Raw genomic sequence first — 12010 nt, 5'->3', positions numbered from 1 at the left:
GGCCGTTCCCACCGGACGCTCCGCTGGCCGCGCCCCCGCACCCGAAGGTGGCCGTGCCGAGCGCGCTGCCGGGGCTGTCGCCGGCGTGGCGGGAGGCCTTTGCGGACGCGTGTGACCGGTTGGCGGGCAACGGGATCGAACTCGTCGAGATCGACATGGGCCCGTTCCTGGAGGCGGCCCGGCTGCTCTACGACGGCGGGCTGGTCGCCGAACGGCACGAGGCCGTCGGCGATTTCGTCGACGCGCACCGCGGCGAGGTGGACCCGACCGTCGGCGCCATCATCGCCGCCGCGGGCGCGGTGCCTGCCACCCGCCTGCTGGCCGACCGGGTGCGGCTGGCCGAACTCACCGCCGCGGCGATGGCCGAACTGGGCGACTGCGATGCGCTGCTGATCCCCACCACCACCGAGCATCCGACCATCGACGAGGTCGCCGCCGACCCGGTCGGGGTGAACTCCCGGCTGGGCACCTACACCAACTTCTGCAACCTGATGGACCTGTGCGCGGTCGCCGTCCCGGCCGGAACAACCTCGGACGGCGCACAATTCGGGGTCAGTGTGGTGGCCCGCGCCGGAGCAGACGCGGTCGCGCTCGACCTGGCGCGCCTCGTGGCGGGATGCGCGCCCGGGACCACACCACCGTGGCCGGCCCGCGCCGGGCTGGACGCCACCGCGCTGCTGGTGGTCGGCGCCCACCTGCGCGGGCAGCCGTTGGTCTGGCAGCTCGAGCAGCGTGGCGCCCGCTGGGGCGGTCCGGCCGCGACCGCGCCGCTGTACCGGATGGCCCACCTGCGGACCGATCCGCCCAAACCGGGGCTGGTCTGCGTCGGCGCGGAGACCGGGATGAGCATCCGCGGGGAACTGTGGTGGATCGGCACCGCGATGCTCGGCGACTTCCTGACCGCGCTGCCGGCGCCGATGTCGCTGGGCCGGGTCAGGCTGGCCGACGACACCGAGGTCGTCGGGTTCGGCTGCACGCTGCAGGGGTGGCTGGCCGGCACCGACATCTCCCACCACGGCGACTGGCCCGGATACCTGCGCCGCACCACCGCAGGCGAACCCGTCACCCGCGCCGACGTCACCCACCGGGTGTGGCGGCGCCGCGCGCTGGCGGTGCCGGGCAGGCCCGTCGACAGCCACACCCGCGTCGAGTGGCTGCAGGCCGGCGACCTCTACGTCGACCTGCGCGTCCCGGCCGGTGGACCAGACGTCACCGCGACCTCACTGAACGGACTCACCCGGGACGAGCTGCTCGCGTTGTGCGCCCGGGAGGGCTTCGCCGGGGCGCTGCTCGACAACGGCGACGAGTTCACCTGGCAGCGCGAGGTGGACCTGCACCCCGCCGACGGGCTACCCGACCGCGGCCGGCTGCACCGGGTGGGCGACATCGTGGTCGAGACCGGTGTCGGCCGCGACTACCACGAGGACTGGGTCGCCGCACCGCATCCGGTCGACGGCCCGCATCTGGAACTGCGACTGCGTGACGAGACCGGGCGGGCCGGGATGCTGCTGCGGACCGGCGACCGCTTCGGCTACGTGTGCGGCCGCCGACCCGATGTCGTCTGGGATCCCGCTCTCACGCTGCGAGAAGCATTGACCCAGAGCGAGATAGATCAGGCGCGTGCACTGCTGGACTTGGAGATCTCGCTGGGCACGGTCATCGACGGCACCTGGCGCATCACCGATTCGGTGCTGCCGTTCCGGGTCGGCGACGATCTGGCACCCGACCTGACCGACGGGGCCGTCACCGTCGCCGAGCGCGCCCCCGACGGCGCCACAGTCCGGCACCGCTGGACCGCCACCGCCCCCGCCCGTCCTCTGTTGACCCGATAGGACGACCATGACAACGCATTTCACCGAAGTCCCGGTGCTCGACATCTCCGCCCTGCGGGACGGGTCCGGGCCCGGCTACGACGCCGCGGTGCACGCGCTGGGCGCCGCCGCCCGCAACGTCGGCTTCGCCCAGATCGTCGGCCACGGCGTGGATCCGGAACTGTTCGCGGCGCTGCTGGAGCGCACCCGCGCGTTCTTCGCGTTACCGGAGGAGGACAAGCACCGCGTCTACATCGGGCACTCGAGCAACCACCGCGGCTACGTGCCGCCGGGTGAGGAGGTGTTCTCGGCCGGCACCGTCGACGCCAAGGAGGCATTCGACGTCTCCCTCGACCTGCCTGCCGACGATCCCCGCTACCTGGCCGGAAATCCGCTGCTCGGCCCCAACCAGTGGCCCGAGCTGCCGGGTTTCCGTGACGCCGTGACAGCCTGGTACGACGCGGTTTTCGCGCTGTCCCGCACACTCCTGCGCGCCTTCGCGGTGGCCCTGGGCGAACCGGCCGACCGGTTCGACCGGCACGTCACCGCGCCGCCGTCGCAGCTGCGCCTGATCCACTATCCCTTCGACCCCGACGCCGCCGACCGCCCGGGCATCGGCGCGCACACCGACTACGAGTGCTTCACGTTGCTGCGGCCGACCGCGCCCGGGCTGGAGGTGCTCAACACCGCGGGCGACTGGATCGACGTGCCGCTCATCGACGACGCCTTCGTGCTGAACATCGGTGACCTGCTGGAGATCTGGACCAACGGCGCGTTCGTCGCGACCACCCACCGGGTGCGCAAGGTCAGCACCGAGCGGTACTCGTTCCCGCTGTTCGTCAACGTGGACTACGACACCGAGGTGGCCCCGCTCCCCACCTTCGCCGGCAACGGCAACCCGCCGCGGCCGGCGGTCGTCGCGGGCGAGCACCTGTTCGCCCAGACCGCGCAGAGCTTCCGGTATCTGCAACAACGCGTGGCCCAGGGGGAGGTGACACTGCCCGAGGGCGCCCACCCGCTGTCCACCTTCGGCCGAAAGGCCGTCGGCGTCAACTGATCCCGTTTCCTTCCGGCAACGTCGCCGGCACTCTCCCGACCCTTCGTCCTCTGGAGTTCCGCCATGATCATCACCGGCGTCGCCATATTCCTCGTCATCCTCACCGTCAGCGGTGTGGTCTCCGCGCGCCGGGTGCGCGGTGACACCACCAACTATCTCGTCGCCGGCCGGGCGCTGCCGGCGGTGCTGGTCACCGCCGTGCTCATCGCCCAGCCCGTGGACTCCAACGCGACCATCGGCAACGCCGACCTGTCGGCGGCGTTCGGCTTCTGGGCCGGCGCCGCGCTGCCGATCGGGCTCGCGCTGTGCCTGTTCCTGATGGGTCTGTTCTTCGCCAAACGCCTGCGCACCACCAACGTGGTGACGCTGCCCGAGTACTTCCGGTCCCGCTTCGGCCCGGCGATCGAGGTGGTCGCATCCTGGCTGACCGTCGGCAGCTTCGTGATCCTGCTGGCCGGCAACCTGGTCGCGATCGGCTTCCTGCTGGAACGCTTCCTCGGTATCTCCTATGCCACAGGCATTCTGCTGACCATTCCGTTGGCGCTGCTCTACACCATCACCGGGGGCATGTTCGCCAGCGTGTACACCGGGGTGGCGCAGGTGGTCGTCAACGTCGTCGCCGTTGCCGCGCTGGTGATCTGGGTGGCCACCACCCACGGCTTCTCCGCGCCCGAGGGCTTCGGCGCCGACAACCTGTCGCAGCTGACGTCCGCAGAGTCGGGCGCGGTGATCAACTGGGCGACGATCATCGCGCTGGGCCTGGGCAACCTGGTCGCCATCGACCTGATGCAGCGGGTGTTCTCGGCCAACAGCCCGGGCGCCGCGCAGCGTGCCTGCTTCGCCGCGTCGGCGGGCATCCTGCTGCTGTGCCTGCCGCTGTCGTTCGTCGCGCTGGCCGCGGTCAGCATCGTCGGTGACGCCAGCGCCGACGGGCCCATCCTGTTCACGCTGCTTGCCGACTACGCGCCGGCATGGCTGGCCATCATCGTGATCTCGGGGCTGCTCGCCGCCACCCTGACCACGGTCAGCGGCATCCTGCTGTCCACCGCATCGGTGTTGGTGCGCAACGTGTTCCGCGTCGACGAGGGCGCCGCGGTGATGACCCACCGGATCCTGACCGCAACCCGCTGGACGACGCTGCCGATCGCGGCGCTGGCCGCCGTGGTGGCGTTGCGCGTTCCGCAGACCGGGATCCTGCTCACGCTGGCCTTCGACCTGTTGCTTGCCAGCCTGGTGGTGCCGTTCGTGCTCGGGCTGTACTGGCGCCGCGGCGGCGCGGCCGCGGCCGTGGCGGCGGTGGTCGTCGGGATCGGGGTGCGGCTGACGTTCTTCGTGCTCACCCCGACGATCTACGGCGTCGACAACACCCTGCTGTACGTGCCGAACGAGTCGGTGTCGACCACGTGGGACGGGTGGAGCACGCTGCTGGCCGGTGCGGCATCGCTGCTGGCGTATGTGGTGGTCGCGCTGCGGACCGGCACGCCTGCGGCCGGGGAGCCGGCGCCGCAGGTGACGCCGGCCGACCGGAGCGCGGCGCTGAGCGGACAGCCGTAACCGTGCGGGCGCACGTGCCGGCCGCGGACACCTGGCAGGATCGGCACGTGCGCACCCCCACCGGACGGCCCCGCCTGGAAGACCGGAAACGTCCAGGTGCCACCGCCCGGGAGGAGGTGCTGGACGCGGCCGCCGAGCTGTTCACCACGCTCGGTGTCGCGGCCACCTCGACCCGCCAGATCGCCGAGGCGGTGGGGATCCGGCAGGCTTCGCTGTACCACCATTTCCGCACCAAGAGCGACATTCTCGCGTCGTTGCTCAGCGGCACCGTCGCGTCGTCGCTGGTGGCGGCACGCCGGTTGCGGGACCGGCCGGAGCCGCCTGCGGTGCTGCTGCACGCGCTGGTCCTCATCGACAGCCGGCTGCTCTGGGACAACCCGTGGAATCTCGGCATCCTGTACCTGCTGCCGGAGGTGCGCGACCAGCAGTTCGAGGAGTTCCACCGGCAACGTACGGAGTTGCGCGCGGCCTACCGCGAACTGTCACACCGGGTGGTCACCGCCCAGGGCGCGCCGCCGGACGACAGGTTCGACGTCAGCGGTGACGAGGACGCGGTGTTCCGGCTCGTCGAGTCGCTACCCAACCTGCGGGCCGACGGACTGGGTGCCCCCGATCAGCCGCAGCGCACCGCCGACCTGGCGGTGCACGTGCTGGGGTGGCACGGTGACTGGCCGGCGCTGCGCGCCGCGTCGAAGGTCGTCATCAACGAGACGAGCGATGACGCGGTCACCGGTTAGCGACCTCGGCGGAGCCGAGAATTCAGCGGGAGTGGATCGGCGCGACGTCCTCGACCACCCAGCGGCCGTCGGTCTTCGACAGCGCGACCCGCAACGCGAGGATCGCAGTGGCGGGCCGTTGGCCGGGGGTGCTCTGCGTGCCGCGCAGGATCACGGCCACGCTGGCCGCGTCCGGCCCGATCGCCTCGACCCCGGCCGAGACCGTGCTGGCCTGCGCAGAGACGTTTCTGGATCCCAGATCCTTTGCCACCGCGGCAAATTCGTTCTGGAAGCGCTCGGCGCTGGCCTGCGACATCAGGGCCGTGGCACGGTCGATCGCCGCGGTCGGGCTCTGCGGGGTGAACGTCGCCGACGCCTCGGCGACACTGCTGGCGATACCGGCCACCGCGGCGGTGTCGGCGCGCAGCGCCTGATCGGGCCGGGTCCACTGGGCGTAGCCGACCAGCACCGCGGCCAGCAGCGCGACCGTCGCCGTGGCGACCACGGCCAGCCGCAGCCCGGGGCCGTCGTCGTCGGTGCCGACGGTGACCTTGTCCCGGCGGGCCAGCACGAAGTTGACGACGACACCTTCGACCACCAGCACACACAGCACCGAGCACACCGACACCCACCACAGCGGCCATCCCAGTGCGAGCCCGATGTACACCAGCGCGGCCACTGCCGCCGCGGGCGCGAGCAGGTCGAAGGCCAGTACCCGCAGCCGGTTCCTCATCGGATCGGCTCCAGTCGGGAGATCGCCAGCCTGCCGTCGACGTCGGCCACGTCCAACCGCAACGTCCATCGCACGGTCTGGGGCTTCTCGGTGCCCGCGTTCTCCGACAGCGACGTCGCGACCACCATCACAGTGTCGGTGCGCGCCGAAAACCCTTCCAGCCCCTGCTCCTGCTCCTGCGCCGGATCGCCGGGCTGGGCGTGGTGGATGGTCTCGATCGCTACCGAGTCGATCTGCCCGGTGGTGCGCGACCGCAACGTCCGCACCAGCTCGCGGTAGGGCTCGACGACGGTCTCGAACTCGGCGTTGAGCTGGCCGACGGTGCCCTCGTGCAGCGTGGCCAGGTCGGCCTCGACGGTCTCGGCGTTCATGTTGATCAGCACGCCCGTCCAGTCGGCGGCGGTCTGCAGCACCTCGGTCCGGTACCGCAGCTCGTGCGTCTCGTCGCGGTGCCCGGTCCAGATCACCGCCGCCAGCACCGCGGCGGCGACCGCGACCACCGCCAGCACGGCCGACACCACACCGTAGGTGCTGAAGACCCCGTCACCGCGCGGCGGTGACGGGGAAAGCTGCTCGTCATCGGGCATGCGCGTGAGGCTACCTGGACGGGTGTCAGCCGGACTTCTGGCAGGCTGGTGGAGTGACGGTAGAAGCCACATCGCCCAAGTCGACTCTCAACTCCGGACTCGATCTGCGCTACGTCGACACCGACGCCCGGCCGCAGGACGACTTGTTCGGCCACGTGAACGGCCGCTGGCTGGCCGAGTACCGGATTCCGCCGGACCGGGCCACCGACGGTGCGTTCCGGACCCTGTACGACCGCGCCGAGGAGCAGATCCGCGACCTGATCGCCGAAGCCGCTTCGGCGGCGACATCAGATGCCGACGCGTCCCGCAGCTCAGGTTCAACTGACGCGTCCCGCATCGGGGACCTGTTCGCCAGCTTCATGGACGAGGACACCGTCCGGGCGCGCGGCCTCCAACCCCTGCTCGACGAGCTGGCCGCCGTCGACGCGGCCGACACCCCCGAGGCGCTGGCCCGGGTGATGGGGTCGCTGCAGCGCACCGGCGTCGGTGGCGGCACCGGGCTCTACGTCGACACCGACTCGAAGAACTCCAGCCGCTACCTGCTGCACCTGACCCAGTCCGGGATCGGGCTGCCCGACGAGTCCTATTTCCGCGAGGAGCAGCACGCCGAGATCCTGGCCGCCTATCCCGGACACATCGCCGCGATGTTCGGCCTGGTCTACGGCGGGGACTCCGCCGCGCATGCCGACACCGCCGCCGCGGTCGTCGCGCTGGAGACGAAGATCGCCGCGGCGCACTGGGATGTGGTGAAGCGCCGCGACGCCGACCTGACCTACAACCTGCGCACCTTCGCCGAGGTCGTCGAGCAGGCCCCCGGCTTCGACTGGGCCGGCTGGCTGTCCGGGCTCGGAGCCAGCGACGAGCAGGCCGCCGAGGTCGTGGTCCGCCAGCCCGACTTCCTGACCGCGTTCGCCGCGCTGTGGGCGGGCGAGGATCTGGAGGTCTGGAAGAACTGGCTGCGCTGGCGGGTGATCCACGCCAGGGCGTTCCTGCTGACCGACGAGCTGATCGCCGAGGACTTCTCGTTCTACGGCAAGCGACTGTCGGGAACCGAGGAGATCAGGGATCGCTGGAAGCGGGGTGTCTCGGTGGTCGAGAGCCTGATGGGTGAGGCGCTGGGCCGGCTGTACGTGGACCGGTACTTCCCGCCGCAGGCCAAAGCCCGGATGGACGAGCTGGTGGCCAATCTGCGCGAGGCCTACCGGGTGAGCATCAACTCGCTGGACTGGATGACTCCCGAGACCCGGGAGAAGGCGCTGGTCAAGCTCGACAAGTTCACCCCGAAGATCGGCTACCCCAACAAGTGGCGCGACTACTCCGCGCTGGAGATCGCCCGCGACGACCTGTACGGCAACTACCGGCGTGGCTACGCGCTGGAGTACGACCGGGACCTGGCCAAGCTGGGCGGGCCGGTGGACCGCGACGAATGGTTCATGACACCGCAGACGGTCAACGCGTACTACAACCCGGGCATGAACGAGATCGTGTTCCCGGCCGCGATCCTGCAGCCGCCGTTCTTCGACGCCGACGCCGACGACGCCGCCAACTACGGGGGCATCGGCGCGGTCATCGGCCACGAGATCGGGCACGGCTTCGACGACCAGGGCGCCAAGTACGACGGCGACGGGAACCTGGTGGACTGGTGGACCGACGCGGACCGTGCCGAATTCGGCAAGCGCACCAAGGCTTTGATCGAGCAGTACGAGGAGTTCGTGCCGCGCGGCCTGGAGCCGTCGCATCATGTGAACGGCGCGTTCACCGTCGGCGAGAACATCGGCGACCTCGGCGGCCTCTCAATAGCACTGCTGGCCTACCGGCTGTCACTGAAGGGGCAGGAGGCGCCGGTGATCGACGGACTGACCGGCGAGCAGCGCGTGTTCTTCGGCTGGGCCCAGGTGTGGCGCACCAAATCCCGTGAAGCCGAGGCGATCCGGCGACTGGCCGTGGACCCGCACTCGCCGCCGGAGTTCCGCTGCAACGGCGTCATCCGCAACATGGACGCGTTCTACGATGCGTTCGCGGTCGGACCCGACGACGAGCTGTACCTGGAACCCGAACGGCGCGTGCACATCTGGAATTGATCGCCGCTGCCGGGGTGCGTCAGCCCAGGAAGCGGGCGCGCACCTCCGGCGCCGGGATCGGGCAGGTGTCGTGGGTGCCGAAGATCCGGTACCGGATGCGGGCGAAGCCGTCGTAGAGCCGGTCGCGGACCGGGGCCGGGATGACCGCGGCCGCGCGCAGCGCCCGCCACGGCCCGCCCAGATAGTCGGTGACGCGCAGCGCCGCGGCGGACTTGACCGCGACCTGCTCGTCGGGGCCTCCAGGGTCGTCGACGAACACCACCGAGTCGACGTCGGCCAGGAACGGGTGACGGTCGATGACGCCTCGGGCGAAGTCGCTGTCGAGTGCGGCGAACCGCAGCGACCCGTGCCGGTCCAGCCGCAGAATGGCCTGGACGGCGCCGTTGCAGAATCCGCAGACGCCGTCGTAGAGCAGCACCGGCGGGTCCTGCCGGGTCGGGGCGCCCGTCGGGGCGGGTGATCGGTCGTGAGTCTCGGACATCGGAAACCTCCTTGGGCGATGGGTTCCCGATGCGTCGTCGCGCAACCGGTCGCGCCCCGCGGGATACGTCACACCGCGACGCGGCTGACCCGCTGCGGACGCAGCACGACACGCAGGTATTCGTCGGCCAGCATCGCCTCGAGGTCGGCGGCCCGCGCCGGGTCGTCGAGGTCCCAGTACCGGGCGGCCAGCCGCCTGGCCAGGTCGGCGGCCCCGTCGGATTCCACCGTGACCGGGCCGGTGACCGACACCCACCGTTCGCGTTCGCCGACCGGGGCGGCGACCACGAGGGAGGCCCGCGGGTCGGCGCGCAGGTGCCGCACCTTGGCGGCGCCTGCGGCGGTGAACAACTCGATCGTGTCCTCGGTGGTGAGTTCGAACCACACCGGCCGGGGCTGGGGCGGCCGGGGGCCGGCGGCCACGGTCAGGAATCCGTGCAGCGGCCGCCGCAGGAAGTCCCGGTCCTCGGGGGTCAGGGTGGTCTCGACCGCGGTCACCGGTGCCACGCTCCAGCCGCGGCGGCCCGCACGACGTAGTCCTCGAACGTCCGGGGCGGCCGCCCCAGCACCTGCGCGACACCGTCCACCGGTTCGGCCAGTGATGCGCGCGCCATCATCACGAACATCTCCGCGACGTGCTCGGCGTCGGTGCGGGCCCAGCCGTCGTCGACCAGCTGCGCGGTGTACTCGGCGGGCGAGATCTGCTTGTAGGTCACCGGCATCCCGGACGCGCGGGAGATCAGGTCGGCCGCCTCCGCGAAGGTCAGGGCGCGTGGCCCCGACATCTCGTACACCAGCCCGGCATGCCTGCCCGGCTGGGTGAGTACCGCGGCGGCCACGTCGGCGACGTCCTCGACGTCGATGAACGGCTCGGGCACCTCGCCCGCGGGAAGAGCCAGGGTCCCGCCGAGCAGCGGAGCGTGGAACACGTCTTCGTCGAAGTCCTGGTCGAAGTTGTTGGGCCGCAGGATGGTCCACTCCAGCGCCGAGCCGCGCACCGCGTCTTCGGCCGAGCGCATGTCCAGTCCGAACGGGGAGTCGCCCCAGGTGTCGGCGCCGCGGCCGGACAGCAGCACCGCGCGCCGCACCCCGGCCGACTCCGCGCGGGCGATGAACTCGTGGACCGGGCCGGGCACCGTCGGGGCGACCACGTAGACGGCGCCGACGCCGTCGAGCACGGCGTCCCAACCGTCCGGGTCCGTCCAGTCGAACGGGGTGGGGCTCGATCGCGATGCGGTGCGCACCGGGACCCCGGCCAGTCGTAGCCGGGCAGTGACGCGCCTTCCGGTCTTGCCGGTGGCGCCGAGGACGAGTGTGGTGTCGTGTGCCATGCCTCCAGTGAACGGCCCCCGCCCGGACGAATCCATGGGTGATCCGCCGATTTCCCTGTGCGATCGTCTAACCTGACGGGATGGACGTCTTCGACGACCTCTGCCGCGGAGTGCGCGCACAGGGTTCGCTGTTCGGCGCGTCCACGCTCACCGCGCCATGGTCGCTGCATTTCGTCGACGGACCCCCGCTGACCCTGTGCACCGTGCTCGACGGCGCGGGCTGGGTCGTGCTCGAGCACGGCGACGCCGAGCCGTTGCATGCCGGCGACACCCTGGTGGTGAAGGGGCCCGCGACGTTCAGGTTCGTCGACGAACCCGGCACCGCGGCGGAGCCGATCGCGTGCGGAGAGTTCTGTGCGACCCCGGAACTCGGCGGCACCAGGCACCGGCTGGGCTGGCACGACGTCGCGCGCGACGAGGCCGGGGCGACCACGCTGATCGTCGGCGCCTACCCGGTGCAGGGCGAGATCAACCGGCGCCTGCTGGACGCGCTGCCGACCGTGCTGCGGGTCCCCGGCGGGGGCACCGGCGACGCGGTGCTCGACCACCTGGCCGCCGAGGTCGCGCTCGACATCCCCGGCCAGCAGGTGGTGCTCGACCGGCTGCTGGACTGGATGCTGGTGTGCACGCTGCGCGAGTGGTTCGACCGGCCCGACGGCGAACCGCCGGCCTGGTGGACCGCCCAGCGCGACCCGGTGGTGGGCGACGCGCTGCGGCTGCTGCACGCCGAGCCCGCCGCGCCGTGGACGGTCTCGCTGCTGGCCGACCGCACCGGGGTGTCGCGGTCGACGCTGGCCAAACGGTTCACCGAGCTGGTCGGCGAACCACCGCTGACCTACCTCACCGCCTGGCGGATGACGCTGGCCGTGGATGTGATGCGGGAGCGCAGGTCGGCGACCCTGGCCGAGGTCGCCCGCACCGTCGGCTACTCGGATCCGTTCGCGTTCAGCGCGGCGTTCAAACGGGTCCGTGGCGTCAACCCCAGCGAGTTCCGGCGCACCGTGGCCTGACGGGGCCGTCCGCGACCGCATACGCTCTCCAGATCCGGGGCGACCGCGTCGCCTGGCCGAAGGTGAGACGATGTCAGACCAGCTGCAGAGCCTGCCGGAGCGGGCGGCCGACGACCGGCTTCTCGTGCCGGGGTCGACGTGCACGCAGACGGCGCGGGCGAACCGCTTCACGCCCGTCGTGGACGGCGCCGACTACCTGGTCGCGGTCAAGGCCGCGATGCTGCGCGCCGAACGCCGCATCATGCTGATCGGCTGGGATCTGGACTCGCAGACGGCTTTCGAGCCGCAAGGACCGACGCTGTCCGGGCCCGACCACCTGGGGATGTTCCTGCACTGGCTGCTGCTGAGCCGCCGCGACCTGCAGGTGTATCTGCTCAAGTCCAACCTGCGGCTGCTGCCCGCGTTCGACGGATTCTGGTTCGGCGTGGCCCCGGTGGCACTGCTGAACCAGATCACCTCCAGCCGAATGCATTTCGCGGTCGACGGTGCTCGGCCCACCGGCGCGGTGCATCACCAGAAGATCGTGGTGATCGACGACGCGATGGCGTTCTGCGGCGGCATCGACCTGACCGTCGGGCGGTGGGACACCCGCGCGCACCTGCCCGACGACCCGGGCCGGCAGACCGCGGGACAGCCCTACGGCCCCCGCC

General features: G+C 71.3%; 11 protein-coding genes and 1 pseudogene. 7 read left to right on the top strand and 5 right to left on the bottom strand.

All coding sequences use genetic code 11. From position 1 onward, the window contains the following. From MVA01S_RS25295 to MVA01S_RS31755, 4 genes are all read left to right on the top strand, one after another. Positions 1–1832, top strand: a 1832-nt coding sequence (locus tag MVA01S_RS25295; protein ID WP_060941736.1) for an allophanate hydrolase-related protein, incomplete at its 5' end; no start/stop codon positions are given. Positions 1833–1839: 7 nt separating this feature from the next. After that, a complete protein-coding gene (locus MVA01S_RS25290; RefSeq protein ID WP_003930831.1) occupies positions 1840–2868 on the top strand; it encodes an isopenicillin N synthase family dioxygenase in 1029 nt (342 codons plus the stop codon). A gap of 63 nt (positions 2869–2931) precedes the next feature. Then, a complete protein-coding gene (locus MVA01S_RS31760) occupies positions 2932–4422 on the top strand; it encodes a sodium:solute symporter family transporter (RefSeq protein ID WP_003930830.1) in 1491 nt (496 codons plus the stop codon). 2 nt (positions 4423–4424) lie between these two features. After that, positions 4425–5159, top strand: coding sequence for a TetR/AcrR family transcriptional regulator (locus MVA01S_RS31755; protein ID WP_003930829.1), 735 nt, complete (start codon positions 4425–4427; stop codon positions 5157–5159). 22 nt (positions 5160–5181) lie between these two features. Here the strand turns inward: MVA01S_RS31755 and MVA01S_RS25275 are convergent, their stop codons facing one another. Then, a complete protein-coding gene (locus MVA01S_RS25275) occupies positions 5182–5871 on the bottom strand; it encodes a hypothetical protein (protein ID WP_003930828.1) in 690 nt (229 codons plus the stop codon). Continuing rightward, positions 5868–6458, bottom strand: coding sequence for a hypothetical protein (locus MVA01S_RS25270; protein WP_003930827.1), 591 nt, complete (start codon positions 6456–6458; stop codon positions 5868–5870). The genes MVA01S_RS25275 and MVA01S_RS25270 overlap by 4 nt, the downstream gene beginning before the upstream one ends. Before the next feature lie 53 nt (positions 6459–6511). Between MVA01S_RS25270 and MVA01S_RS25265 the strand changes: the two genes are divergently transcribed. After that, entirely contained in the window at positions 6512–8539 is a 2028-nt protein-coding gene (locus MVA01S_RS25265) for a M13 family metallopeptidase (RefSeq protein ID WP_003930826.1), read from the top strand. A gap of 19 nt (positions 8540–8558) precedes the next feature. Here MVA01S_RS25265 and MVA01S_RS25260 read toward each other — a convergent pair whose 3' ends face one another. The 3 genes from MVA01S_RS25260 to MVA01S_RS25250 form a co-directional block, all read right to left on the bottom strand. Further along, positions 8559–9020: a thiol-disulfide oxidoreductase DCC family protein gene (locus tag MVA01S_RS25260; protein ID WP_003930825.1), complete on the bottom strand. Its 462-nt coding sequence runs from the start codon at positions 9018–9020 to the stop codon at positions 8559–8561. Positions 9021–9088: 68 nt separating this feature from the next. Then, a complete protein-coding gene (locus MVA01S_RS25255; RefSeq protein WP_003930824.1) occupies positions 9089–9526 on the bottom strand; it encodes a pyridoxamine 5'-phosphate oxidase family protein in 438 nt (145 codons plus the stop codon). Beyond that, positions 9514–10350 (bottom strand): NAD(P)H-binding protein, encoded by an 837-nt coding sequence (locus MVA01S_RS25250; RefSeq protein ID WP_003930823.1) that lies wholly within the window; start codon positions 10348–10350, stop codon positions 9514–9516. The genes MVA01S_RS25255 and MVA01S_RS25250 overlap by 13 nt, the downstream gene beginning before the upstream one ends. Before the next feature lie 80 nt (positions 10351–10430). Between MVA01S_RS25250 and MVA01S_RS25245 the strand changes: the two genes are divergently transcribed. Both MVA01S_RS25245 and MVA01S_RS25240 read left to right on the top strand, forming a co-directional pair. Continuing rightward, on the top strand, positions 10431–11360 hold the full coding sequence (locus tag MVA01S_RS25245) for an AraC family transcriptional regulator (protein WP_003930822.1): 930 nt from the start codon (positions 10431–10433) through the stop codon (positions 11358–11360). 70 nt (positions 11361–11430) lie between these two features. Further along, positions 11431–12010, top strand: a pseudogene (locus MVA01S_RS25240) (phospholipase D-like domain-containing protein); the annotation flags it as partial.

This window comes from Mycolicibacterium vaccae NBRC 14118 = CIP 105934 (genome assembly GCF_001552715.1).
Classification (GTDB): Bacteria; Actinomycetota; Actinomycetes; order Mycobacteriales; family Mycobacteriaceae; genus Mycobacterium; species Mycobacterium vaccae.
The sequence above is the reverse complement of the archived record's forward strand: the minus strand, read 5'-3'. Positions and strand labels throughout refer to the sequence as shown.